The organism is Gilvimarinus sp. 2_MG-2023, assembly GCF_030547685.1.
In the GTDB taxonomy this organism is placed as follows: domain Bacteria; phylum Pseudomonadota; class Gammaproteobacteria; order Pseudomonadales; family Cellvibrionaceae; genus Gilvimarinus.
Window position 1 is genome coordinate 1 of record NZ_JAUOQM010000019.1, and the last position, 26,030, is coordinate 26,030.

The 26,030-nt window shown below is 50.2% G+C and carries 22 protein-coding genes; 12 read left to right on the plus strand and 10 right to left on the minus strand.

Annotation, left to right across the window (positions count from 1 at the left end; all coding sequences use genetic code 11):
• The first annotated feature begins 229 nt into the window (after nt 1-229).
• Together Q4526_RS03875 and Q4526_RS03880 are read left to right on the plus strand one after the other, a co-directional pair.
• Nucleotides 230-1,081 (plus strand): hypothetical protein, encoded by an 852-nt coding sequence (locus Q4526_RS03875; protein ID WP_215975583.1) that lies wholly within the window; start codon nt 230-232, stop codon nt 1,079-1,081.
• Nucleotides 1,078-2,793, plus strand: coding sequence for an RNA-directed DNA polymerase (locus tag Q4526_RS03880; RefSeq protein WP_215975584.1), 1,716 nt, complete (start codon nt 1,078-1,080; stop codon nt 2,791-2,793). Before Q4526_RS03875 ends, Q4526_RS03880 begins: the two co-directional genes overlap by 4 nt.
• Before the next feature lie 376 nt (nt 2,794-3,169).
• Here the strand turns inward: Q4526_RS03880 and metH are convergent, their stop codons facing one another.
• Nucleotides 3,170-6,880 carry a methionine synthase gene (gene metH / locus Q4526_RS03885; protein WP_215975585.1) on the minus strand — a complete coding sequence of 1,237 codons (3,711 nt, stop codon included), beginning with the start codon at nt 6,878-6,880 and terminating at the stop codon, nt 3,170-3,172.
• 118 nt (nt 6,881-6,998) lie between these two features.
• On the minus strand, nt 6,999-7,910 hold the full coding sequence (locus Q4526_RS03890) for a D-hexose-6-phosphate mutarotase (protein WP_215975586.1): 912 nt from the start codon (nt 7,908-7,910) through the stop codon (nt 6,999-7,001).
• Between the two features lie 61 nt (nt 7,911-7,971).
• Here Q4526_RS03890 and rapA point away from each other — a divergent pair, with 61 nt between their 5' ends.
• The 3 genes from rapA (at nt 7,972) to Q4526_RS03905 (ending at nt 11,751) form a co-directional block, all read left to right on the plus strand.
• Nucleotides 7,972-10,980, plus strand: coding sequence for an RNA polymerase-associated protein RapA (gene rapA / locus Q4526_RS03895; protein WP_303609530.1), 3,009 nt, complete (start codon nt 7,972-7,974; stop codon nt 10,978-10,980).
• A gap of 81 nt (nt 10,981-11,061) precedes the next feature.
• Nucleotides 11,062-11,349, plus strand: coding sequence for a hypothetical protein (locus Q4526_RS03900; RefSeq protein WP_215975587.1), 288 nt, complete (start codon nt 11,062-11,064; stop codon nt 11,347-11,349).
• Between the two features lie 60 nt (nt 11,350-11,409).
• Nucleotides 11,410-11,751, plus strand: coding sequence for a DUF2007 domain-containing protein (locus Q4526_RS03905; protein WP_215975588.1), 342 nt, complete (start codon nt 11,410-11,412; stop codon nt 11,749-11,751).
• A 50-nt stretch (nt 11,752-11,801) separates the two neighbouring features.
• On the opposite strand, the gene Q4526_RS03910 is transcribed toward Q4526_RS03905, so the two are convergent.
• The gene (locus Q4526_RS03910; RefSeq protein WP_215975604.1) at nt 11,802-12,296 is read right to left on the minus strand and encodes a MarR family winged helix-turn-helix transcriptional regulator; all 495 of its coding nucleotides are present in this window, start codon (nt 12,294-12,296) and stop codon (nt 11,802-11,804) included.
• 367 nt (nt 12,297-12,663) lie between these two features.
• Here Q4526_RS03910 and ectA point away from each other — a divergent pair, with 367 nt between their 5' ends.
• The 6 genes from ectA to Q4526_RS03940 all read left to right on the plus strand — a co-directional run bounded on the left by ectA (nt 12,664) and on the right by Q4526_RS03940 (nt 19,042).
• The gene (ectA, locus tag Q4526_RS03915; protein WP_215975589.1) at nt 12,664-13,161 is read left to right on the plus strand and encodes a diaminobutyrate acetyltransferase; all 498 of its coding nucleotides are present in this window, start codon (nt 12,664-12,666) and stop codon (nt 13,159-13,161) included.
• 72 nt (nt 13,162-13,233) lie between these two features.
• Nucleotides 13,234-14,508: a diaminobutyrate--2-oxoglutarate transaminase gene (gene ectB / locus Q4526_RS03920; protein ID WP_215975590.1), complete on the plus strand. Its 1,275-nt coding sequence runs from the start codon at nt 13,234-13,236 to the stop codon at nt 14,506-14,508.
• Nucleotides 14,509-14,581: 73 nt separating this feature from the next.
• The gene (locus tag Q4526_RS03925; protein WP_215975591.1) at nt 14,582-14,980 is read left to right on the plus strand and encodes an ectoine synthase; all 399 of its coding nucleotides are present in this window, start codon (nt 14,582-14,584) and stop codon (nt 14,978-14,980) included.
• 52 nt (nt 14,981-15,032) lie between these two features.
• A complete protein-coding gene (locus tag Q4526_RS03930) occupies nt 15,033-16,469 on the plus strand; it encodes an aspartate kinase (RefSeq protein ID WP_215975592.1) in 1,437 nt (478 codons plus the stop codon).
• Nucleotides 16,457-17,365, plus strand: a complete 909-nt coding sequence (locus Q4526_RS03935; RefSeq protein ID WP_215975593.1) for a tetratricopeptide repeat protein — start codon at nt 16,457-16,459, stop codon at nt 17,363-17,365. The genes Q4526_RS03930 and Q4526_RS03935 overlap by 13 nt, the downstream gene beginning before the upstream one ends.
• A gap of 60 nt (nt 17,366-17,425) precedes the next feature.
• On the plus strand, nt 17,426-19,042 hold the full coding sequence (locus Q4526_RS03940; RefSeq protein WP_215975594.1) for a BCCT family transporter: 1,617 nt from the start codon (nt 17,426-17,428) through the stop codon (nt 19,040-19,042).
• Nucleotides 19,043-19,163: 121 nt separating this feature from the next.
• On the opposite strand, the gene Q4526_RS03945 is transcribed toward Q4526_RS03940, so the two are convergent.
• Together Q4526_RS03945 and Q4526_RS03950 are read right to left on the minus strand one after the other, a co-directional pair.
• Nucleotides 19,164-19,628, minus strand: a complete 465-nt coding sequence (locus Q4526_RS03945) for a lytic transglycosylase domain-containing protein (protein ID WP_303603538.1) — start codon at nt 19,626-19,628, stop codon at nt 19,164-19,166.
• 103 nt (nt 19,629-19,731) lie between these two features.
• A complete protein-coding gene (locus tag Q4526_RS03950) occupies nt 19,732-21,465 on the minus strand; it encodes a proline--tRNA ligase (protein ID WP_215975596.1) in 1,734 nt (577 codons plus the stop codon).
• A gap of 136 nt (nt 21,466-21,601) precedes the next feature.
• On the opposite strand from Q4526_RS03950, the gene Q4526_RS03955 reads away from it, so the two are divergent.
• The gene (locus Q4526_RS03955) at nt 21,602-22,078 is read left to right on the plus strand and encodes an HIT domain-containing protein (protein ID WP_215975597.1); all 477 of its coding nucleotides are present in this window, start codon (nt 21,602-21,604) and stop codon (nt 22,076-22,078) included.
• A 91-nt stretch (nt 22,079-22,169) separates the two neighbouring features.
• Here Q4526_RS03955 and Q4526_RS03960 read toward each other — a convergent pair whose 3' ends face one another.
• The 5 genes from Q4526_RS03960 to purB all read right to left on the minus strand — a co-directional run.
• Nucleotides 22,170-22,577 carry an HU family DNA-binding protein gene (locus tag Q4526_RS03960; protein ID WP_215975598.1) on the minus strand — a complete coding sequence of 136 codons (408 nt, stop codon included), beginning with the start codon at nt 22,575-22,577 and terminating at the stop codon, nt 22,170-22,172.
• A gap of 276 nt (nt 22,578-22,853) precedes the next feature.
• Nucleotides 22,854-23,354, minus strand: coding sequence for a hypothetical protein (locus tag Q4526_RS03965; RefSeq protein ID WP_215975599.1), 501 nt, complete (start codon nt 23,352-23,354; stop codon nt 22,854-22,856).
• The gene (locus Q4526_RS03970; protein WP_215975600.1) at nt 23,332-23,874 is read right to left on the minus strand and encodes a GNAT family N-acetyltransferase; all 543 of its coding nucleotides are present in this window, start codon (nt 23,872-23,874) and stop codon (nt 23,332-23,334) included. The genes Q4526_RS03965 and Q4526_RS03970 overlap by 23 nt, the downstream gene beginning before the upstream one ends.
• A 60-nt stretch (nt 23,875-23,934) precedes the next feature.
• Nucleotides 23,935-25,098 carry a cupin domain-containing protein gene (locus tag Q4526_RS03975; protein WP_215975601.1) on the minus strand — a complete coding sequence of 388 codons (1,164 nt, stop codon included), beginning with the start codon at nt 25,096-25,098 and terminating at the stop codon, nt 23,935-23,937.
• Between the two features lie 57 nt (nt 25,099-25,155).
• A partial coding sequence (gene purB, locus Q4526_RS03980) for an adenylosuccinate lyase (RefSeq protein WP_215975602.1) occupies nt 25,156-26,030 on the minus strand: 875 nt, incomplete at its 5' end.

Here is a 26,030-nt window from a genome sequence, read left to right on the forward strand (position 1 = left end):
TCAAGAGGGTATCTGACCCCAATGGTGTGTGGAAAATTAATTGGTTGTTACTTTCTACGTCCTGCAAAGGGTCTGCTATAAATCACATAAACATTTTTAATCTAATTTAAAGTTGAGCTAAACATTGACTAATAGATTCATACAATCCAAAGATATACCATCGAGTTTATGGTGTAAGAAATCAAAAAATCTCATACTGCCAGAGCTATTAGTTAACCAATGGGAGGGTTTGTTAAAGAAGAATGATCTTTTGGGGTTGGCGAAGGAGATAGCTCCATCGGGCTTTGAAGGAGGTATGTCGAAGGAGGAAACAGATAAGCATTTAGCATGGCGTTATAACGGCTCATGCGCAAGAGTGATTTTGTCACTTTTGGATCCTATGCATCAATTGTCTAAGGTTTCCGATGCATACGCTTCTATATTTGCCGGTGGTAGAGTTTTTTTGGCGGATCTTCCAAGTGGTTCTGGTGCGGCTATTGTTAGTATCCTATGCACCTTGTATGAATTAAGAAAGAGTGATGTCCTTCCTAGGGACGTACTGACAATACAAATCATAGCTGGTGAAATATCAAAGGCTGCGCGCGACTACTTGGCTGAGCAATTAACTGATTTGACTCCGATCATTGGAAGTCAAGCAATTTTCATTGAATTCGAAATTGTTGAATGGAATGCATTATGTAAAATAAGTACGGTCGATCTCATGAGGAAATCTACACTCCTGAGCCAAAATTCAACAGCGAAGCTTTTGGTGGTAAGTAATTTCTCTGGGTTTCTAGAAAACTCTGGGAAGTGGAGCAAGGCAAGGCCTCAATTTGATGATATTTTTCTTTATAGTCGCGACAGCCTTAGTACGGCGATTTGGATCGAGCCGCAAAGAAATACCGTTGCTAGCTTTTTTGAAAGAGCTATTAAATGGTTTGACAGGTTATTTGGCTCATCATTAGGTTCAAAATCAGATCCTGAAGATGTCAATTCGTATGCAAAAACCAGCGTAGATTGTAAGCAGCCAATTAAAGAGGGTTGTTTTCCTGTTCGCCTGACAGTAGTGAGGTTTGATTTGCGCCTTGAGGAACGAAAGTGAGCGTTGTTCTAGCTGTAAAGGCATTAAATCAATATAGAAAAAGAGACATTTTTCCATACTTGGGTTTGCGTTATTATCTGGAAAGTTCGGCTGGTCGAAAAAATCGGTGGATAGAAGAAGTTTGCACACGGTTGACAATCGACTCCTCTGATTTCAGCTATCTAAGAACTTATCATTTTAAAGAATATTCGGACGGAATTTTTTTTCATCGAGATATCTATCTTCCCAGCCCAAATGAAATATTGTCCGAAGTTGCACTTATAACAGAGCTTTCTAAGTTCGAATCATTTAAGCCAAAGCCATATGTTTATAGTTATCTTTTTGCAAAAGAGAGTGACAAGGTGGGTGTGTTTCAGCCTTATTTTAATGGATTTAGAGAGAGGCATAAGTCAATAGCTAAGGCATGTTGGAATATTGAAGGTGGAGTGGTTTTATATACGGACATTAAGAAGTTTTATCCAAGTATTGAATTTTCGAATGCTCTAGCTGCATGGGAAGAAGCTTGTGAAAGATCAAAAATTAGTGAAATGTACAGGCGTTTAGGTAGAGCAATACTTGAAAAGCACCGAAATGTTAGTTCGGAAGATAAGACGAGTAAAGGGATCTTGACCGGCCCTTTGTTTAGTCATGTTATTGCCAATATACTGCTCGATAAAATTGATAGCGAAATGTATGAAATAACTAAAGGGAGCTATTGGCGATATGTTGATGATGTAGTTATAGTTGGTTCATGTGCTGAAGTCACTGAGTGGAGAGTGGTGCTAGAAAACAAGTTTTTGGAGTTGGGTCTGGAGTTGCATGCCGGAGACAAAGACTTCCAGGTTTCTTGTGCTGAATGGATGAAAGGTGAAAATGATTTTGAAGATTCATTTGGTTCTGGATGGATTTCATTAATCTCTAATATAAAGCGATTTTTGCTGGCTAACCCGTCGAAAGTTAAAGATCTTCAAGAGGAATTTTTAAAAAATAATATTCGAATACCCGTGGTCGACTATAAGAATGTAGCAGAGACGTCAACATATTTGCAAAAATTCCAGGATTGGAGGAGAAAGTTTAGATGGGCTACGAAAGCAGTTAAGTCAATTACAATTGATCAGTTGTTGCTTCAAGCAAGGAGTTGCGAGCTTGAGTTTTCTGAAAAGTTGAATGATTTTCTGAGTCGTGAGGAGCTTGGATCTCTTTATGAGCAGAAAAGGGCTACTCCAAAATTGAGGTATTTAGCTGGGAGACTTTTATACCTAACGAGTAAAGAGAATATGGCTTCGCTTTACCCTAAGCTTGAAGCTCGTCCCGATCTCTATCTTTTGGCTAAGACTATGGAAGCCGTGTGTACTAGAAATCTATCAGATATTGCAAGGATGGGTGTTAATGCTACTCATGCAGCGGCACAGCTATTGCGGGTTGAAAACGGTGTCGTCGTGATTGATAAAAATGGTCCAAACTCAAATGTACTACATCAATCATTGGCGGTATTAGAATTAAATGGTATAGACCACGAGTTTGTTTCGGATGAGTCGGAGTTAAGGTCGCTAGCGCAGGGCGAGAACATCGCTGAATTAATGAGGTCCTCAAACGGGTTCGTCAGAGATCTTGCGTGTTTACATGGGATACTGCCGTCAAGACACCAGGAGACCGTAGATAGTAGTTTTGATAGAGATGAAGATCTGGCTCTAGATGTTCTTAATCAGTTACAGAACTCGAGTCATTGCTAAAGTTAACACGGATTGTTGAGGGCAAGTCTTGAATCGTGAATTCAATCTATAATTGACTACGAAGCGCCGCTTTTAACCCCTCCCCCCTGCAGCCAGCCGAGCGGAGGCCTATTTTAGTGGGTAAGTGAGCAGGACGCTCACGCAAGTCTCGTCAGGGCAGGGACGCCCTGTCGAGACGGCCCTCTAAAATCGGCCGGAGCGAGGGAACCCGTTAGGGCTGTGATGCCGGGGTGGGCTTTCTTTTGGTTACTTTGATTTGCCCAAACAAAGAAAAGTAACTCGCCACGCCCGGCGACACGGGCATATCAAAAGCTTCCGCCTTTGGCGGCGCAATCTCATTCATACAGGCCAAAGGCCGGTATGAAGATTAAAAAACCTACTTCCCCGGCTCATACCCCAGCACCGGACTCAACCATCGCTCCATATCCACCATACTCATTCCTTTACGCTCAGCGAGCGACGCTACCTGATCTTTCTCGATTTTACCGATGGCAAAGTACTCGGATTCCGGGTGCGAGAAGTACCAACCGGATACGGCGGCGGTGGGGAACATGGCGTAGTGTTCGGTCAGCTCCAGGCCGGTGTTTTTCTCGGCGTCTAGCAGTTTAAACAGCGTGCCTTTCTCGGTGTGATCCGGGCAGGCGGGGTAGCCGGGGGCGGGGCGTATGCCTTGGTAGCGCTCGCGAATTAGGTCGTCGTTGTTTAGCTGCTCGTCTTGTACGTAGCCCCAAAACTCGGTGCGCACGCGTTTGTGCATATGTTCGGCCAGTGCCTCGGCCAAGCGGTCGGCTAGGGCTTTTACCATAATGCTGTTGTAGTCGTCGCCAGCGTCTTTGTACTCTTGGGCCAGTTCTTCGGCGCCGATGCCAGCGGTAACGGCAAAGCCGCCAACATAGTCTTGTTTGCCCGAGTCTTTAGGGGCGACAAAGTCGGCCAGCGAGTAGTTGGGTTTTTTGTTGCCGGGCTTTTGTTGTTGCTGGCGAATATGGTGCAGGCGAGCGAGCTCGTTGCCGTCATCGTCGCATACGGCGATGTCATCGTGGTTAACGGTGTTGGCGGGCCAAAAGCCGATAACCGCACGCGCGGTTAATAGCTTGTCGTCAATCAGCCTTTTGAGCATGGCTTGGGCGTCGTCAAACAAGTTGGTGGCCGCTTCGCCGACGACTTCGTCGGTTAAAATTTTGGGGTACTTGCCGGCCAAGTCCCAGCTGATAAAAAACGGCGTCCAGTCGATGGTGTCGAGTACATCGTTGAGTGGGTAGTCGTCGAATACTTTAACGCCGGTAAAGGCGGGCTTGGGTGGGGTGTAGTTGTCCCAGTCGGCTTTAAAGCCGTGCTCGATGGCGTCGGGGTAGGTGCGCAGGGTGCCGCGCGGTTTTCGGTTGGCGTTGCGCACGCGTACCGCCTCGTATTCGTCTTTGAGCTTGGCCACAAACGGGTCGCGGGCCGTGTCGGATAGCAGTGTGCTGCACACACCGACGGCGCGCGAGGCATCGGCCACGTACACCACTTGGTTTAAATCAAACGCTGGGTCAATTTTTACCGCGGTGTGGGCCTTGGAGGTGGTGGCACCACCAATCAGCAGGGGTTTGTTAACGCCCTGGCGCTCCATCTCGCGGGCAACGCTGACCATTTCATCCAGCGATGGGGTAATCAGCCCAGACAAGCCGATAATATCGCAGTTCTCTTCAATCGCGGTTTGGATGATTTTTTCGCCGGGCACCATCACGCCCATATCGACCACCTCGAAGTTGTTGCACTGCAACACCACGCCGACAATGTTTTTACCAATATCGTGTACGTCGCCTTTAACGGTGGCCATTAAGATTTTGCCGTTGGGGCGGGCGCCTTCGACTTTTTCGGCTTCGATGTAGGGCTGCAAATAAGCCACTGACTGCTTCATTACCCGGGCCGATTTAACCACCTGGGGCAAAAACATTTTACCGGCGCCGAATAAATCGCCCACCACGTTCATGCCGTCCATTAGCGGGCCTTCAATCACATCCAGCGGGCGTTCGGCTTGCTGGCGAGCCTCTTCGGTGTCTTCAATAATATAGGTCGAGATGCCTTTAACCAGCGAGTGCTCCATGCGCTTTTTAACGTCCCAGCCGCGCCACTCTAGATCTTCTTTTTTGGCTACGCCGCTGCCGCCTTCGCGGTATTTCTCGGCAATATCCAGCAGTGCCTCGGTGCCTTCGTCGGTGCGATTTAAAATCACATCTTCGACTTTGTTGCGCAGCTCGTCCGGTAAGTCGTCGTATACGGCCAGTTGGCTGGCGTTAACGATGCCCATGTTCATGCCGACTTTAATGGCGTGGTACAAAAATACCGAGTGGATGGCTTCGCGTACCGGGTTGTTGCCGCGGAACGAGAAAGACACATTGGATACGCCGCCCGAGACACCGGCGTGAGGCAGGTTTTCGCGAATCCAGGCGGTGGCCTCGATAAAATCCACGGCGTAGTTGTTGTGCTCTTCAATACCCGTGGCAACGGCAAAGATATTCGGGTCAAAAATAATGTCTTGGGGCGGGAAGCCGACTTTATCCACCAGTACACGGTACGAGCGCTCGCAGATTTCTTTTTTGCGCGCGGCGGTATCGGCCTGGCCGTCTTCGTCAAACGCCATCACCACCACGGCGGCGCCGTAGCGCATGCACAGGCGGGCTTTGTCGATAAACTCCTGTTCGCCTTCTTTCATGCTGATGGAGTTAACGATGCCCTTGCCCTGAATACACTTAAGGCCGGCTTCGATTACCTCCCACTTGGAGGAGTCCACCATAATGGGCACGCGGGAGATGTCCGGCTCGCCGGCGATTAGGTTTAAAAAGCGCACCATGGCCGCTTCGGCATCGAGCATGCCTTCGTCCATGTTGATGTCGATGATCTGGGCGCCGCCCTCGACTTGCTCCAGCGCAACTTCCAGCGCGGTGTCGTAATCTTCTTCGACAATTAAGCGTTTAAAGCGCGCTGAGCCGGTGACGTTACAGCGCTCGCCCACGTTGACAAACAGTGAGTCTTTGGTGATGTTAAACGGCTCAAGCCCGGATAGACGACAGGCGGGTTCGATGTCCGGAATCTGGCGCGGCGGGTGCTTGGCGACGGCCTCGGCAATAGCCTGAATATGGTCGGGGCGGGTACCGCAGCAGCCACCGATAATGTTTAGAAAACCAGCGCTGGCAAATTCTTCGACAATGACCGCCATTTCGTCTGGCTCTTGATCGTATTCGCCAAACTCGTTGGGCAGGCCGGCGTTGGGGTGCGCTGAGACATAACAGTTGGCAACTCGCGACAGCTCTTGCACGTACTGGCGCAGTTCGGCTGCACCGAGGGCGCAGTTAAGGCCAATAGAGATAGGCTTGGCGTGGGCCAGCGAGTTGTAAAACGCTTCGGTGGTTTGGCCTGACAAAGTGCGGCCCGAAGCATCGGTGATAGTGCCCGAGATCATAATGGGCAGTTCAACACCCAGCTCGTCAAACACGGCTTGCACGGCAAAAATGGCGGCCTTGGCGTTGAGAGTGTCGAAGATGGTCTCGATTAAGATTAAATCCGAGCCGCCTTCAATCAGCGCTTTGGTGGCCTCGATGTAGTTCTCGACTAATTGATCGAAGGTGACGTTGCGCGCACCGGGGTCGTTTACATCGGGCGAGATCGAGCAGGTGCGCGAGGTAGGCCCAAGCACACCGGTCACGTAGCGCGGCTTGTGCGGTTCGGCCTCGGTTAGCTCGTCAGCCACTTCGCGGGCAATGCGTGCGCCGGCCAGGTTTAACTCGTAGGCGAGCGACTCCATGCCATAATCGGCCATGGACACCTGAGTCGAGTTAAAGGTGTTGGTCTCGATAATATCGGCACCGGCCTCTAGGTATTCCCGATGAATTTGTTTCATCATCTCGGGTTGGGTGAGGTTGAGCAGGTCGTTGTTACCCTTTACATCGCTGGGGTAGTCGGCAAAGCGCTCGCCGCGATAGTCCGCCTCCGAGAGCTTAAGGCTCTGAATTTGGGTGCCCATGCCACCGTCGAGGATTAAAATACGCTCGGTTATGGCTTGTTTTAATTGGGCAATGCGTTGCTCGCGATCTAAAGCGCTCATTCGGGGAACCTATCGTCTTTCGAAGCTGGGAAGATTAAAGCCGCGCATTTTAACAGTAAATGCACGACATTGGGCGCCGGCCTGAGTCGCAGGGGCACAGGGCGATGCACGCAGTGATTTATTCGGGTATCAGTACCATGCTGGCCTGGCGGGTCTCACCCGGGGCCAAGCGCCAGCTATCACCCAAGCAGGCGCCGCGCTCCACACAGACATAACCACTGTGATTGCCGGGGCCAATATCGGCTATTTGGCCACCCAAGGCGCTACCGGTATTCCACACCACAACGCTGGGGCAGTTGTCGCCTTCAATATGGATGCGTCTATGCCCCTCGATGGTAACGGGCAGCTGGATATCTTCATACACGCGGTCCACTTCGCCGGCAAAGGTAACTGGGCCGCTTTGGGTAAAGTATTTACCACCGGCTACTTTGTCAGCGTATTCGCGCCCCTCAAGGCCCAGCACTCGGGCGGAGGTAATATCCTCAATGGCAAAATAGCTGTGCATGACCCAGCTGGCACCAAAGCTGTCGGCGCTATGATTGGATAAGGCGAGGGTCAATTGAGCGGTAGTACCCAGTATGATCGTCAGTTGCGCACTAAAGTTATGGGCGAACCGCTCATCGGCCTGATGCTCAAAGCGTAAAACCAGGGTGCAAACACCGTCTTCGTTTTGGCTGGCGCTAGACAGTTGCCAAGGGGCGGTACGGGCAATGCCGTGGTTAGGTTTGGTGCTGTCGGTCGGGTGAGGCCCAAACCAAGGTAGGCACAGGGGGATGCCGCCACGCAGGCTCGCGCCCGGTTTAAACTGGCAGTTGGGGCTTACCCAGAGCAGTTCTTTACCCCCGGTGGGGCAGAAGCTCATTAACTGCCCGCCATTAAGGGCGATTACCGCACGGCAGTGCTCGCTGTTTACCTGAAGCAGGGGTAAACCCTCGCCGGGGTGGTCCGGAAATAGAGTTCGGCTATCGGTAAGGGTAAGAAAAGCGTGCTTGTCTACCAAGTGCTGCAGTGGTACTGAACTCTGACTCATAATACATCCGGGTAAAAGGTAGGTATTTTAGCAAATATTGTCACGGCTGTTGTCGCCTCTTATGGTTGACTTTCGTTTACTGCCCAGTCGCAGTATCATGCGCGGCCAGATAGAACAGCGTGAGGTTAGAGTGTCGCAATTAGAGTTCACCGTTGGACAGCGTTATGTCAGTGATACCGAACCCGAGTTGGGGTTAGGTGTGGTTTTGCAGGTGGGTAGTACATCCGCCGAAATAGGCTTCCCCGCTGCCGGTGAGCGCCGCAATTATTCTATCAAACAGGCGCCGTTAAGTCGGGTGCGTTACCAAGTCGGTGAAAAGATAAAACATCAGGACGGGCAGCGCTTAGTGATTAAGGATGTCGCAGAGCACGGCGGTTGCCTGTTGTACGACACCCGCGATGCTGACGAACAGCCGCGCTCGGTGCCTGAGTTTGAGCTCGATAGCTTTGTTCAGTTCAGTAAGCCTCGCGAGCGGCTATTTGCCGGTCAAATCGATAAAAGTAATCATTTCTCGCTGCGGTACCGCAGTCGTGTCTTGCGCCATCAGTCCGAGCAGCGCAACGGCTTTGGGCTCGGGGGCGCACGGGTGTCGCTCTTGCCGCACCAGTTGTATATTGCCAGCCAGGTTGCCAGCCGCTACGCCCCCAGGGTATTGCTGGCCGATGAGGTGGGGCTGGGGAAAACCATTGAGGCTGGGTTGATCCTGCATCGCCAACTGCTGACCGGGCGCGCTCACCGGGCTTTGGTGATTGTGCCCGATACTCTCCAGCACCAATGGTTGGTGGAGATGCTGCGCCGATTTAATCTGTCGTTTACATTGTTGGATGAGGCGCGCTGTCAGTCGCTGGAAGGCAAAGACTGTGACGATTTGCTGGATGATATCGACGAGCTGGATGATTTCGACCCCGATAACTTCGTTAACCCCTTTGAATCGGCCCAGCTTGTGCTCTGCTCGCTGAGTTTTCTGACCGACAATCCCGAACGGCTAGAGCAGGCCAGCGCCGCCGATTGGGACTTGCTCTTAGTGGACGAAGCTCACCATCTAGACTGGAGTCGTGAACAGGTTAGCTTGGAGTATCAAGCGGTAGAACAGTTGGCGCGAGTCGCTCGCGGCTTATTACTCTTAACGGCCACCCCGGAACAGCTGGGGTTAGAAAGCCACTTTGCCCGCCTGCGTCTGCTCGACCCAGATCGCTATTACGATCTAGAAACCTTTATTGCCGAACAAAAAAGCTACCAGCCATTGAGCGAGCTGGTGGAGCATCTCAACTCTATACGTCCGGATGAAGTAGCCGTTACCGGTGAGTTATTTGATGATCAAGTGAAAGAGCTGGCCGACTATCTAGACCCTGCCAGTATTGAGCGCGCCATTAAGCAGGCCCAAACCGAATCCCTACAGTTGGCCATTGACTACCTAGTAGAGGTATTGCTCGATCGTCACGGTACAGGCCGGGTATTGCTGCGTAATACTCGACACGGCATCAGCGGATTTCCCGAGCGAATATTGCATCAGCATAAGGTTGAGCTTGAGCCCACCGATGCCCAGGCTTTGGTAGAGCAGCCATTAAAGGTTCAATTAAAGCCCGAAGCTTATTGGGCCGAGCAAGGCGACTGGTGTCAGTTTGACCCACGTGTGCCTTGGTTGAAAGACTTTATTAAGTCCAAGCGCGGCGAAAAAATATTGGTGATTTGCGCCGATGGAGAAACGGCGTTAACGCTGGAGTTGCACCTTCGCTTGCGACACGGCATCGCTTCTACCGTCTTTCATGAAGGGATGAACCTGATTGCCCGCGACCGCGCGGCTGCTTATTTTGCCGATGCGGAAGAAGGCGCTCAGGTCTTGATTGCCTCAGAGATTGGCAGCGAAGGGCGTAACTTCCAGTTTTCACAAGACTTGGTGCTGTTTGATTTGCCATTAAACCCCGATTTACTGGAGCAGCGTATTGGCCGGTTGGATCGCATCGGCCAAGAGGGCTCGGTCAATATTCATCTGCCTATTTACCACAGTGACACAAGCGTCCAGGCGCCGGCTAAACTGGCGAGTTGGTATCAACAAGGGCTTAATGCCTTTGAACAGACCTGCGCCATTGGCCAGACCGCCTATCAGGCCTTTGCCGAACGACTGGTGCCCGCACTGGGCGATGCAAGCTCGGATATAACCCCTTTGATACAGGAGACCTCCGAATTCGCCAAATCCCTAAACGATGAGCTACAAGCAGGCCGCGATAAACTGTTGGAGCTAAACGCTTGCCGACCCGTGCCCGCACAGGCCATGGTGGATGCGCTTACCGAGCTCGATCAAGACGACACTCTGCCCGATTACCTAATGCGAGCGCTGGATAGCTTTAATGTCGATTACGAGCGCCACAGCGATATCAGCTGGGTATTGCACCCTGGTGAGCATATGCGAGTCGACCCCTATCCCGGGCTGCCAGAGTCCGGGTTAACCGTGACCTTTGATCGTGCCACGGCTTTGTCACGCGATGATATGAGCTTTTTAACCTGGGAGCATCCACTGGTTCGGGGTACTTTGGAGCTGGTGGCCGATACCGAATTTGGTAATACCGCCGTCGCCACACTCAAACTGCCACCGCTGAAGCCCGGCACCATGCTGGTGGAGGCAATCTATTGCCTGTACACCCCGGCACCGGCCGATTTACAGCTCGGCCGTTATATCAGTCAGCCGGTTATGCGGGTATTGATGGATACCAATGGGAAAGATTTTGCCCAAGTGCTCGGGGCCGATAAGCTAAACAGACTGTTGCAAAAAGTGCCCCGGGCTAGCGCGCAAGAGCTGGTGCGACACAGTCGTGAGCAAATCTCCTCGGTACTGGATAACACCGAGCAGGCCGTAGCGCCCCTGCGCGCCGGACAAATAGACGACGCCAAAGAGAACGTCAGACAAGACATTGGCCGCGAAGTAGAGCGCTTGCAGGAATTGGCAAAAGTGAACCCCAATATTCGCAGCGAGGAGGTCGACTACCTGAATCGGCGCTTGGCGCGCAGTTTAGAGTATTTGGATCACGCCAGTTTGAAGCTCGATGCCGTTAGGGTGATTGTGGCGGTATGATTGTACGTCTGAAGTCCGATGTTTGACGTTTGATGCGTCTGACCTCGGGCCTCCGACATCAGACATTTTTTAGAGGCACCTATGTATATATTCTCCGCAGACGCCACCGCGCGTAAAGACATCGATGACGATGTAAAAACGGGCCAGCAAGTGCCTTTTATTGTCTATATTAATTTTGTCGATCTTTTTGGCGCTGAACAGTTGTGCAAAATTTATTTAATGCGCGCCGGCTTTACCGAGATTAATATCCACAAGCGCAAAGGCGTGGCTCCATCTCTGCTGGCCGATGAACGGGTCATAGCGGCCGATCAAGCCATGGCCGAAGCGCTCGATGGCGGTTATCACATCCAGATGTTTGATGACTTCTAGTTTAGACGACATGACTGTCTGTTAGCCGATGTTTTAGGCTGCTGCGCCGGAGGCTTTGCTATGGACTGTATCTACAACGCTGCCAACACCATTGAGGGGCAGCTGGTGTTGGACCAACTGCATCAGCAGGGAATCCGCGCGCGCATGGATGGCGAGTATTTGCAGGGCGGAGTGGGGGAGTTACAAGCCTTAGGGCTTATTCGTATCTTGGTGGCCCGCGACGATGTCGCGCAAGCGCAGGCTGTCGTACAGGCGTGGGATAAACGCACAGTTGTAGATGGCCCGAGCGATGTACCCGCCCAGGGTTCCGGTGCTAGTGGTAAACGTGGGTTGGGGGTGCTTGTGGGGGTGTTGGTTGGAGCTGCTTTGGCGCTAGCACTGCTAATATTGAACGCAGATTAGCGCCGCTGGGGGTGCTTAGTTCGTGCCTGTCCGTTAACTGGGGTGGCCCGTTAATTAGGGCGATCAAGCAGTTCGCCGCGATCGAGCGCGCCAACATCCAGAAAGGGCGAGGCGTCTAACGTGTGGGCGTCCATCATTTTGGCGACTCGCTGCAAGGACGCGATAATCATACCTTGTTCCCACTCTTCTAAATGTTTAAAGCGACGAACAAAGTCATCCTGTAGGGCGGTGGGGGCGCTTTCCAAAATCTTTGCGCCCTTGTGGGTCAGCTGGGGGTAAACCTTGCGTTTATCCTGCTGAGAGCGCACTCGGGTAATCAGCTCGCGCTTTTCTAAGCGATCTAACACCGTGGTGACTGTAGCCTGAGAGAGGCTCATATCGCGCGCCAGTTCACTGATCGTCATATCACCCTTGTTGTTCAAAATCTGCATCAATAACAGCTGAGGCCCCGTTACGCTGGCGGTTTTGACCAGCTTCTTAGAATGCAAATCCGTGGCGCGAATCACGCGCCGCAGTGCTACCAACACTTCTTCAATCTTATCCATGGCGGTTCTCTGCTGGGAAAGTTCGAGATTATATTCAGCTTTTACTTCGAGGCCTAATGTTTCTTGGTCGAGTTGCATAATAAGTGCTCGTGCCATATGGCTGTTGATTGGTGTGTGGCCCCATTATTGGCTGCATTTTGAGCAGCTTGGGTGCCAAATGGATTATTTTGGTGCTTCTGGACAACACAATATCCATAGTGTACTATAGATTAAAGCTTAGATCACTAAGTATTGTTTTGCAGTGAATTGAGTGTTTTGTGAGCGAATTAGAGCTTTTTAGGGCCGGAATTGGCTAAAATCGTCGCTTTCTCGTCACAAAATACATATAGATTCTTCATTTAACTATATAGAGAAAGAAATATTAGGTATGTCAGACATTGACGAGATTACCTTGCGACATCCCACCGCCGTAGACGGTCGGCATGTCCATGCGCTGGTTGCAGCAAACCCACCACTCGATCCCAACTCGGTTTACTGCAATTTATTGCAGTGCTCACACTTTGCCAGCACCGCCGTGGCGGCCTTTAAAGGCGAGCAGATGGTAGGTTTTGTGTCGGGTTACATTCCGCCCGAGCAGCCGCATGTACTGTTTGTATGGCAATTGCTGGTCGATGCTGCCGGTCGCGGTCAGGGTTTGGCCAAGCGCCTGGTAAAGGCACAGCTTAATGGTGAGGCCTGTCAGCAGGTAACGCACATTCATACCACCATTACGGCAGATAACGACGCCTCTTGGGGCGTGTTTAAATCCCTGGCAAAAGAGTGGGGCGCAGAGCTAACCCATGATGTGTACTTCGATAAAGATGCGCACTTTGGCGGTGAGCACGATTCGGAGCATTTGCTGGAAATTGGTCCTATCGCGCGGTGATTGAGACAAGCGGTGATTAAGCGCTGAGCACCGAGCTCAAGCAGCTAACCCTATTTAACGACGAGGTCTGTTATGAAAATATTTAATGAAATGGAATCGGAAGTTCAGTCATACGCCCGCTCATTTCCGGTCGTATTTAACAAAGCAAAAGACTGCTATTTGTACGGCGAAGATGGCAAAGAATACATTGATTTTCTCTCTGGTGCCGGCTCTTTGAACTATGGCCATAATAATGACCATTTGAAGCAGGCGCTAATCGATTACATCGCAGCCGATGGTATTACCCACGGTCTGGATATGCACAGTGCCGCTAAGGCAAAATTCTTAGAAGTTTTCCGCGATAAAATCTTGCAGCCGCGGGATATGGAATACGTGCTGCAATTTTGTGGTCCTACCGGTACCAATGCGGTAGAGGCAGCTTTAAAAATTGCCCGCAAAATCACCGGGCGCACTAACGTGATTTCGTTTACCAACGGTTTTCATGGTTGTACCTTGGGTGCAGCGGCGGTAACGGGTAATCAGCACCACCGTGGCGGCGCACAAGTGGCGTTGAACGATGTTGATCGTATGCCTTTTTGCGGATATTACGGTCACGATGTCGACACCGTTAAAATGATGGATAAACTGCTGTCTGATCCATCAAGCGGTATTGATAAGCCGGCGGCTGCTATTGTCGAGGCCGTACAGGGCGAAGGTGGTTTGAATGTGGCCACCAACGATTGGCTTAAAGCGTTAGAGAAAGTGTGTAATAAACACGGTATTTTGTTGATTCTGGATGATATTCAAGCCGGTTGTGGCCGTACGGGTACATTCTTTAGCTTTGAAAAATCGGGCATTAGCCCTGATATTGTAACCTTGTCAAAATCCTTAAGTGCCTATGGTTTACCGTTTGCTGTGGTAATGATCAAGCCCGAGTTGGATCAGTGGGAGCCCGGTGAGCACAATGGTACTTTTCGCGGTAATAATCACGCATTTGTCACCGCAACGGCGGCTATTGAGCACTATTGGAGCGATGATGCTCTGGAGCAGGCAGTCAATGAAAAAGCGGCTATCGTTTCCAGTCGTTTTAAGAAAATCATTGCCGCTCATGGCGAAATGACTCTGCGCCTGAAAGGTCGCGGGTTGATGCAAGGTATTGACTGTAAAACCGGTGAGCTGGCCAGTAAAATATGTGCTCAGGCTTTTGAGCATGGCGTGGTGATTGAAACCTCCGGTAATCATGGTCAAATCGTTAAATGTTTTTGCCCGCTTACGATTGAAGTGGATGCCTTAAACAAGGGTCTGGATCTGTTAGAGCAGAGCTTTGCTGAAGTGTTTGCCAAGGAAGCACTGAAAAAAGCGTCGTAAACCTCCCGCTAGCTTGGGTTAAATGGCGGCCATTGCCGCCATTTTTAATGAATTGAGTATCAGAGGAAAGCAAATGATTGTTCGCAACTTGAAAGACGCCGAGAAATCCGGTAGAAAAATCGTATCTGAGGGCTGGGATAGTACCCGTCTATTGTTAAAAAACGATAAGATGGGCTTTTCGTTTCATGTGACGACCATTTACCGCGATGCGGAATTGCACCTGCACTATCAAAACCATCTTGAATCTGTGTATTGCATGAGTGGTTATGGTTCGGTGGAAAATCTGGCTGATGGAAAAGTATATCCGATTGAGCCGGGTACGATTTATATTCTGGATCAGCACGACAAGCATATCTTGCGTGCCGATGAAGAAATGAAAATGGCGTGTGTGTTCAACCCGCCGTTGCACGGTAAAGAAGTTCATAACGCAGAAGGCGCTTATGAGCTGGACGCAGAGGAGGTTACCGACTGAGGTCATTAGGCGGTAGAAACACTCACCTAACCTCAACGATAAAGGCATAGCTATGAATCATACGGTAGAGAAAATTGGCGGCACGTCCATGAGTGAATATGAGGCGGTTCGCGACAACGTAATATTGAAAGGCAATAACAGCACTGACATTTTTAATCGCGTCTTTGTGGTGTCCGCTTATGGCGGTATGACGGATCTTTTGTTGGAAAACAAAAAGAACGGCAACCCAGGTGTTTACGCTATGTTCGCGAACACCGATAGCGATGACGAATGGCAAAAAGCCTTCGCGAAGTTGCGCACTGAAATGTATGCCATGAACAATGCACTGTTTGGCGCTACTGAGTTGGGCGGAAAAGCTGATACCTTTATCTCTAAGCGCCTGGACGACGCCGAGCGTGTGCTGGTGGACCTGGAGCGCTTGTGTCAACACGGCCACTTTGAGCTGGAAGCACACCTGTTTACCGTACGAGAAATGCTGGCGAGTTTAGGCGAAGCTCACAGTGCCTGGAATATGGCTCACCTGCTACAGCGCGATGGCATTAATGCACGCTTTATTGACTTGTCCGGTTGGCAGGCCGATGGTGCAGAGTCTCTCGACAATATGATTAAGCAGTCTTTTGCCGATGCCGATTACGACAATGAGCTACTGATTGCCACCGGTTATACCCACTGCGACAAAGGCCTAATGGCCAGCTTTGATCGTGGCTACAGCGAAATGACCTTTAGCCGAATAGCGGTATTGACCGAAGCCCGCGAGGCCATTATTCATAAAGAATATCACTTAAGCAGTGCCGACCCACGTTTGGTAGGGGCTGAGAAAGTCGTACCGATTGGTCGTACCAATTACGATGTGGCCGATCAATTGGCGAACTTGGGTATGGAGGCGATCCACCCACGCGCGGCTAAAGGCTTGCGTCAGGCCGATATTCCACTGCGTGTTATGAACACCTTTGAGCCAGACCACGCCGGTACTTTAATCACAGGCGACTATGTCAGCGAGACGCCACGGGTTGAAATTATTGCCGGTCGCAAGCGCGTTTACGCGATTGAGCTGTTTGACCAAGATATGATGGGTAATATTGAAGCTTACGATAGCGCAATTTTAAAAGCGATTACTCGCTTTAAAGCGCATGTGGTCAGTAAAGACTTAAACGCTAATACCATCACTCATTATGTTGGGGCTAACCTCAAGACCGTTAATCGTATTCGTCGAGTACTGGAAGAAACCTATCCGGATGCCGAAATCAATACTCGTAAAGTGGCCGTTATCTCTGCTATTGGTAGTGATATGAAAGTGCCGGGTATGCTCGCTAAAACGGTATCGGCTCTGTCAGAGGTTGATATCAGTATTTTGGCTATGCACCAGTCGATCCGGCAGGTGGATATGCAGTTTGTGATCGGTGAAGATGATTACGATAAGGCAGTGCAGAGCCTGCACCGTTGCCTGATTGAGGTGCATAATCACGGTGATGCTATATGCGCAGCCTAACGGTTATTTTGCCATGGATCATGGCACTGTTAGTTTCACAATCGGCGTTGGCGCAAGCTAACGCCGATGTTGCATCTGACCAAGAAAAATCTGCGGTGACCGAAAGTGACGCTCGCGACCGGGTGAACAATCTAGAGGAGCCACTTTATAACCCATTTGTTGAGCGCTATGTGCTGGATGAGTTAAAGCAATTGCGCGCTGATATGGCCTCGCAGCGGGTAGAGCTCACCGAGCGGATTGTCGATCGTCAGGCCGAGTCGATCGATCGCGGTGTTAGTTATGCCACCAGTACTATCAATAATTTTTTCTATCTAATTGCCGGTGTGACATCGCTGTTGGTTTTAGTGGGTTGGTCATCGGTACGCGATATGAAAGAGCGCATGAATAAAATTGCCGATGAAGAAGTCGGCAAGTTGATTGCGACCTATGAGCAGCGCTTGGAAGCCATCGAGCGACAAATGACGCAAAAAACACGTCATATTGATGCTAACCGCGAAGAAATTGAGCGTACTCAGGAGTTACACGCTCTCTGGCTTAGGGCAGGGCAAGAGATCCAACCTGCTAATAAGTTAGCTATTTATGATCAAATCCTTGAATTAGATCCCGATAACTGCGAGGCTCTTACTTACAAGGCCGATGAAGTTCTCGAACAGGGCGAAGTTCAGTGGGCGATAAATCTATGTCAGCAGGCGCTGGCGATGGATCCTGATAACGCTCATGCGTTTTATCAGTTAGCCTGTGCTAAAACTAACTTAGGTAATTATGAGCAAGCTTTGCATTACCTTAAAGAAGCTCTGGACCGTTCGAGTAGCTATTTAGAGTCTATGACCGAAGACCCTGCATTAAAGCCGCTGTTGGAGTTGGATGAGTTTAAGGAATTAATGACGGCCAGTTAGTGTCGGGTTTGGTTGAGCTCAGTCGGTTGTTGGTTAAATATGTAACATTAAGGAACAAGCATGTTGGATGCATTAGCGAAGCGTATGGGGCTGAGCGCCATTCCGCAAATATTTTTTATTTCGGTGGCGGTGGTCGTGCTCTTTGTTGGCTTTGCGGTGCCATTTCACGATGAGTTCGCACAATTTTTTGACAGGCTAGGGCAGTTTACCTTTACCCGCTTTGGCTGGTTTTACGTGGTCAGTGTCAGTGGATTGTTGTTGTTTTTATTGTGGCTCAGTGCCAGTCGCTACGGTCATATTCGTTTAGGGCCTGAGGATGAAGGGCCTGAGTACAACACGGTGACTTGGTTTTGCATGCTGTTCGCTGCGGGCATTGGTACTATCTTGATGTTTTGGGGGGTGGCCGAGCCCATGTACCACTTTGCTCAACCCCCTTTTGCCGATATTGACCCCGAGTCGGTAGCATCGGCAAAGCTTGCCATGCAAATCTCCATGTTCCACTACGGTTTACACACCTGGACGATTTTTACTCTGCCAGCGTTGGCTATTGGCTACTTTGCCTATCGCCAAGGATTACCGATGCGCATTAGCAGTGTGTTTTATTCGGTATTGGGGGATCGTATCTACGGCCCCATCGGCTGGGCTATTGATATTATTGCCGTATTGGGCACGTTGTTTGGGGTGGCGGTTTCGGTTGGTTTGGGCACATTACAAATCAATAGCGGCCTAAATTACTTGGTGGGAATGCCCGATACGACCTTGGCCAAAATGGCTATTGTGGCTGTTATTACCGCCGTGGCGACGGTGTCTGTGGCGCTGGGGTTAGACCGCGGTATTAAACGCTTGTCAGAGTTTAATATCATCATTGCCATCGCTATTTTGCTGTTTATTTGGGTTTGTGGCCCCACATTGTTTGTCACCGAAGGCATGGTGCAAAACGTGGGTATGTATCTGGATAAAATTCTCTGGTTCTCTTTCTGGACCGAAGCTTATAGCGAATCGGATTGGCAGCGCAGCTGGACGGTTTTCTATTTTGCCTGGACTATTTCCTGGGCTCCCTACGTTGGTATCTTTATCGCTCGTATTTCGAAAGGGCGGACCATCCGACAGTTTATTTTGGGGGCATTGGGTGCTCCGTTAATGTTTACCTTAGTGTGGTTTTCGGTGTTTGGTTTATCAGCGATTGATCTTGAGCTCAATCACGATGTTGCCATTGCCGCCGAAGTGCAAAAAGATGTTTCAGTGGCTTTGTTTTCATTTTTAGAGAACTTCCCGTTGCCGAAGCTGATCTCCACGTTGGCACTGATAGTCATTGTGGTTTTTATTACCACCAGTGCGGACTCTGCGGCCTTGGTGATTGATCTGCTTTCTCGTAAAGATAAGCAGCCTTCTAAAACCATTCAGCGAATATTCTGGACTCTTTTGCTCGGTGCCACGGCTGCAACTTTGTTGTTGGGGGGCGGTTTGAAAGCCCTGCAGAATGTGATTACCGCACTGGGCTTTCCATTTTGTGTGCTCTTGGTGTTTATGGCGGTGTCACTGGTGCGTGCACTGCACGCCGATTACCTTGGTTACTCGATGAAAGAGTTATCACAAGGTAAAGCGCCCGGCATACATCCTATGGGCTCATTGCCCCGTGAAAAAAAGAGTCATTCCGAAAAGAGCAGCCGCGAGTAGCTCGCTATCATTTGGCAATAATCAGACACTCGACCTAAGAGAGTTGTTTGATTATTGCTTAGCCCGAGCCCGAGTGTTGTCGATCCAATAGCTAGGTCAGAAAGCGGCCAGTGCTAAGTCACTAGCGCCAATAATCCCAAGCATCCATAACCTTTGCTGAATATCGATAGCTGCCATAGCTGCCGTTGTAGCGAGCTAGTGCCTCGGCCAGACGCCCATTCGAGCGGTCGATGTAATGTTTAAGAATGATACAGCCGTAGCGAAGGTTGGTGTTGAGATTAATGAGGTTGTCTTCCGGGCGGCCAATTTCATGCTTCCAAAAGGGCATGATTTGCATTATACCCATCGCGCCGACCGGCGAAATCGCGAAGCGATCAAAATGGCTTTCCACCTGGATAACGGCCAGTACTAACTCGGGCTTTACCCCGGCGGCGGTGGCTTCTTTATGGATAGAGCGCAGCATAGAGAGCCGCTGATCGTGGTCTTTTATATAACGCTTGAGTCTGCCGTCCATCAGCATTAGCCAAGCTTCGGCATCAAAACGGTCGCTGAAACTATCGGCCTGTTCGATGTGGCTTTTTAACAGGAGTGCGAGGTCCTGGTCGACGGCTTTCGGAGGAGCAGTTTGTGCGTTTGCGCTACAAGTCGCGACGAGTATCGCGGCTTGTAGCGCAAGTGTCGACCGGCTTTTAACCGCGGCCCAGGGATTCACGCAGCTGCTGTCCAATATCTGCCAGAGGGACGTCTTGCTTGTCGGCTTCGCGGCGATTTTTGTACTCAACATTGCCTGCCTCTAGGCCGCGCTCACCGATGACTACCCGGTGGGGGATACCAATTAGGTCGGTATTGGCGAGGGTTACCCCGAGGCGCGCATTTTTCTCATCCATAAACAGGGTGTCGATACCTGCTGCGGTCAGCTCTTGATAGAGTTTTTCACAGGCCTCGGCTACGCGCTCAGATTTGTGCATATTGATGGGCACAATCGCGACCTGAAACGGGGCGATATTATCGGGCCAGATAATGCCATTATCGTCATAATTTTGCTCAATAGCGGCGGCTATCACACGGGTTACCCCAATACCGTAACAGCCCATGACCATTGGCAGACTTTTACCGTTTTCATCCAGCACTGTGGCGCCCATGGCCTCTGAGTACTTGGTACCTAGTTGGAAAATGTGGCCCACTTCAATACCGCGTTTAATTTCCAGCTGGCCTTGGCCGCAAGGACTGGGATCGCCGGCGACGATATTGCGCAAGTCGGCGGCCTCGGCGAGCGGAAGGTCACGCTCCCAATTCACACCGGTAAGGTGATAGCCGTCTTTGTTGGCGCCACAAGCAAAGTCTGCGGTGTGCAGTGCGCTGTGATCGGCAATAATACGGATGTTTAAGCCGACCGGTCCAATCGAGCCGACGCCGACGCCCAGCTCTGTTTTGATACGCTCTTCTGGCGCAAAGGTCAGCGGGTTGGCAATACCGTCGAGCTTTTCCGCTTTAATATCGTTGAGCTCGTGATCACCGCGCAGCACTAGAGCAACCAGTGGTTGTTCTGCGCCCTCCGTTTCTGCTTCGCCCAGTACAATCAATGTTTTCAGGGTTTGTGCGGCGGGCAGTTGTAAAAACTCGGCTACCTCTTCGATGCTGTGTTTACCTGGGGTCGCCACTTCAGCGGTTTCGGCTGTAGCCACTGGGCGCGGGCCGGTAGGAGCCAATGCGTCGGCTTTTTCAATATTGGCGGCATAATCTGAGCCGTCACTAAAGGCAATGGCGTCTTCACCGCTGTCGGCCAGCACGTGGAATTCGTGTGAAAAAGCACCGCCGATGGAGCCGGTATCCGCCAGCACGGGGCGATAGGCTAAGCCAATGCGCTCAAAGATATTACAGTAGGTTTGATGCATCACATCATAGGTCTGCTGTAGGCACTCAGCTGAGCTGTGGAATGAGTAGGCGTCTTTCATGATAAATTCACGCGAGCGCATCACGCCAAATCGCGGGCGAATCTCATCGCGAAATTTGGTCTGAATTTGGTAAAAATTGGCCGGCAGTTGTTTGTAGCTGCTCAGCTCATTGCGGGCCAGATCGGTAATGACTTCTTCGTGGGTGGGGCCCAGACAAAATTCGCGTTGGTGGCGATCGTGGATACGCAGCAGCTCGGGCCCGTATTGCTCCCAGCGGCCGGAGTCTTGCCACAGTTCCGCGGGCTGTACCACGGGCATCAGCACCTCTTGGCCGCCGGAGCGGTCCATTTCTTCACGCACGATAGTTTCGACCTTACGCAGCACTCTGAGACCCAGTGGGAGCCAAGTATAAAGGCCTGTGGCGAGTTTGCGGATCATGCCGGAACGGAGCATCAACTGGTGGCTGATTACCTCGGCATCGGCAGGGGTTTCTTTTAATGTGGCAATTAAATAACGGCTGGATCGCATATTCGGGGTCTGACTTACTATAATGGTTAAAGGAATGCCTTGTGGTTTACACAGGCCGAGTCTATTTTACACGGTATTCTACGCAGCTTCACAAGCTGGGTACAGGCCCTTAGTAATACGGATACAGGAGCAGGCAATGTTTTCTTTAGATAGTAGATTACGCAGTGACAGCTTTGTGATTGGTCGTTTTGAGTTATCGTTATTACTGCTTGCGCGAGATGCCAACTATCCATGGTTTATTTTAGTGCCAGAGCGCGCCAATACCTATGAGCTATACCACTTGGCCGAGGAGGATCAAAAACAACTTATTCGTGAATCCAGCCGTTTGGCGGAGGTTATGCACAATATCTTTGATGCTGACAAATTGAACATTGCTACTTTGGGCAATGTAATTCCACAGTTGCATGTGCATCATGTGGCCCGCTTTGAATCGGACCCCGCCTGGCCGGGGCCGATATGGGGTAAGGTGCCGGCCAAAGAGTACCCATCTGATCGATTATCTGAGATTGTAGAGAAAATAACCAATGCCCTGGCCGGTGAGGACTTTCACCCTATACGTGAAGGGGATGATATTACGCGAGATGTGGCCCCGAAGCCGGTGATCGATTGTTAGTGAGGTAAGCGGTAGGGAAACAAATACTGAACAAAAAAAGCCCGCATTGCGGGCTTTTTTTATATCTTGCAATGGAAAATGGCCGTCAGGTTTACAGGGCCATTTCTTTAAGCTTTTTCAGGGGGCGAACCTTAACCTGAGTGGTGGCAGGTTTGGCTTTGAACATGGTTTCTTCACCGGTGAATGGGTTGATGCCTTTGCGAGCCTTAGTGGCAGGCTTTTTCACGGTTTGAATTTTCATCAGACCCGGCAGGACAAACTCACCGCAGGCACGCTTTTTGATATGACCTTCAATCACATCTGACAGCTCGTCCAAAACCGCTTGTACCTGCTTTTTGCTCAGCTCGGTATTCTCAGCGATTTGGTTCAGAATTTGAGTTTTGTTGTAACGTTCACGAACGGCGGTAACTTTTTTAGCTGGCGCGGCTTTGGCAGCTGGTTTCTTGGCAGCGGCTTTTTTTGCGGGCGCTTTTTTTGCTGGAGCTTTTCTGGCGGCCATTTCTGTATCCTTTTGATGAGTGAGTGTAAAGGTGTGGTTGGGCAGGTTTTTGCCCGCTTGCCTGGCACCTCTATTCGCAACTGAGTGATCGGCGACCGATCTGTAAAAAAGCGAATGGCACTATATATAAAGGATTAAAATCGTGTCAGCAAGAAAAAAGTGCTTAAAACCCGATAAAAATGCATTTTTTTGACGAATGGTCGCTATTTAGTCGCAGGCTTGCGGGGGATGTGTAAAAGCCGTTGACTTAAAAGCCGGTAACGAGTAGTTGCGAAATTAAAGATAGAGAGAACGCAAGTCTGGAATGTCGCGGGCAAATTCCCAGATACGACGAAACTCTTCACTCAGAGATTTGATTTCACTGGCCGCTTGCGGATTGGCAAAACCAAAATAGGCACTATCGTCGTTTTTATAAACCAATTGCTGTTGGTCAGCGCAAATAAACGCCATTTTCCGGTTGTTTGGCTCAAGGGTTATTTCTCGCAATTGCACCTTGCTGGTGAGCCTTTGGTGCAATCGGGCCAAACGATGGCCGCGCTCAACTAAATCTTTACCATTATGTACAAGAATTCTTAAGTCTATATTGCGTGAGCGCCTGACAAATTCTGACAGGGCATTAAACATTTCATCGGTGTCGTAGACGTAGGGGTCGAGATTTTCACTTAAAATAAATAAACGCCGGCGAGCCGTTTGCGCTGTTTTAAGGCTGTGCTCGACAAAGTCGTTGACCGATTGCAGACGGATTAAAGGCGCACTAACTGGAGAGTTCGTTTGCATTTTCTGCTCCCATGTTGACTGTACTTTTGCTTAGCACCATCGTGCGATGGGGAATGCCGGCATCGATAAATTCCGGTCCAACACATTGAAAGCCCAAACGCTGATAAAACCCTAGTGCCTCTATTTGAGCGTGCAAGAAAACAGTGCGGTGGCTATTGGCCCGCTGTGCACACCAATGGAGCATGGCGTGCATTAATTGTAGGCCAGCTCCCCGACCACGCCAGGGTTTTAAAACCGCCACTCTACCAATATGTAGACCTTTTTCTCCATGCCAAGTTTCTTCTATAATTCTAGCGCAACCAATCAACTCTGACGGGTCTTTGCGGTAATCTTTCACTGCAAAATGCCAGGCGTTCTCATCTTTACCGTCCCACTCTTCTTCACTGCTAACCCCTTGCTCTAAGATGAAGACTTGGTGGCGAATGTCCGACAGCGCCCTAGAGCTTTTGGGCCAATCAACCAAGTAGCTTTTAAACGCGCTGCGCTGATCGTTAGATTTATCTTGCCTAGAATAAGTCATTGAATTATCGCACTAATCCGACTGTTGAGTGTATTGTCAGCTGATTTAAGTCTGTGCTGGTTAATTAGCGTAGTCCAGCTCTAGTAGGGCGCCTCGAGCCAGCAGTTCATATAATAGCGTTTGCTCATCGGCGGTAGCTGTGACATCGAATAACGACTGCCAGCGCCAACGTGTGTGATTGCTTAGTTCTGCGGCCAATGTCGCATTGCATGTGTATTCATGCCCGTCGATAAACAGTGAAGCTTTTTGCTCATTGTGAAGATGATAACAAAAACGTGATGCCGGGCTGGCTTCAATCCAGGGGTTGTTTTCGTTTAGTTTTTCTTGTTCTTGAGGGCTTAATGGGTGCCAATCGTACTCATCACCAGCCTCTTTAGGGGTGCTCATATAGCGGCCAAACCAATCTGCTAGTGCCGGTTCGTCCAAATGCTGAAGGATAATAGACTTGAGCTTAGTAAGGGTATGCTGGTCAATTAAACCCGGTTCTTGTGCCGGTGATAAATCGGGGTCGGTAAAGCGCCGATCATTACTTAAATGCGAGGCTTGCTCCTGGGCAAAATCACCTAAAATATCGGCATGACTGGGGGCGCGAAAACCAATGGAGTAAGTGACACACTGATCGTCTAAGGCTTTGCCCCAGTGAGCAACGCCCGGCGGTATATACAAAATGTCCCCCGGCTTGGCGGTGTGCTCGCTTGCGGTGGTGAAGTCGCGCAGAATTTTTAAGTTAGTACCTTCTTGCAATGCTGTTTGGCTGTCACACATTTGCCCCAACTGCCAGTGCCGTTCTCCTTCGGCCTGAATTAAAAAGACATCATAGTAATCAAAGTGCGGGCCGACACTGCCCCCTGTGGGAGCATAGCTGACCATTATGTCATCTAAACGCCAGTTGGGAATAAAGCGAAACAGCCGTAATAGATCGGTTATTTCGGGTACCCAATGATCCACCGCATTGACCAACAAGCTCCAGTCGCTGGCCGGTAATTGCGCGAAACGTTCTTCATTAAATGGCCCGTTTTCTAACTGCCAAGGCGCATCGTCTGTATTGATAATAAGACGAGATTCAATGTCTTCCTCTAATGCGAGGCCGGCAATTTCATCTGGACTGAGCGGTGAGCGAAAGTCGGGTAGGACGCGGGGTAGAAAGATGGCTTTTTTTTGCCAGTAATCGGTTAGAAAATCACGGACCGAAAGTGTGCCGAGTTGGGATAGGGGAGTGTTCATAAGTGGTCACGAAGTGAGTGTGTGGGAAGTGTTTCTCCCCACACACTGATGGCCGATTTAAATCGCGCGAGCTTGCGATTCGGCGTTGCCAATATAGTTGGCCGGGGTTAGTTCCCGTATGGTTTGCTTGGCGTGTTCGGGAATATCCAAAGTTTCCACAAACTCGGCCAATACTTCTCGTGTAATGGCCTGGCCGCGGGTGAGTGCTTTTAGTTTCTCGTATGGCTCGGCAACGGCGTAGCGACGCATAATGGTTTGAATTGGCTCGGCCAATACTTCCCAGCTGTTGTTTAAATCTTCGGCCAGACGACCGCGATTAATTTCCAGCTTGCTGATGCCCTTTAAAGTAGAGGCGTAAGCAATCAGGCTGTAACCAAAACCTACACCCATATTGCGCAGAACAGTAGAGTCGGTTAGGTCACGTTGCCAGCGAGAAATCGGCAGCTTTTGCGCCAGGTGAGAGAAAACCGCGTTGCCTATGCCGAGGTTGCCTTCCGAGTTTTCGAAGTCGATAGGGTTAACCTTGTGCGGCATAGTGGATGAGCCCACTTCGCCTGCAATGGTTTTTTGCTTGAAGTAACCGAGTGAAATATAACCCCAAATATCGCGGTCAAAGTCGATTAAGATGGTGTTAAAACGAGCAATTGCATCGAATAATTCAGCAATATAATCGTGTGGCTCAATTTGAGTTGTGTACGGGTTCCAACTCAAACCAAGGCTGGTAACAAATGTTTCGGCATTGCTCTGCCAGTCAATATCGGGGTAGGCGGATAGATGAGCGTTATAGTTGCCCACTGCACCGTTAATTTTACCCAGCAACTCGACGGATTTAATTTGAGTGATTTGACGGCGTAAACGTGCTACCACGTTGGCCATCTCTTTACCCACCGTGGAAGGGCTGGCGGTTTGGCCGTGGGTGCGCGATAAGATTG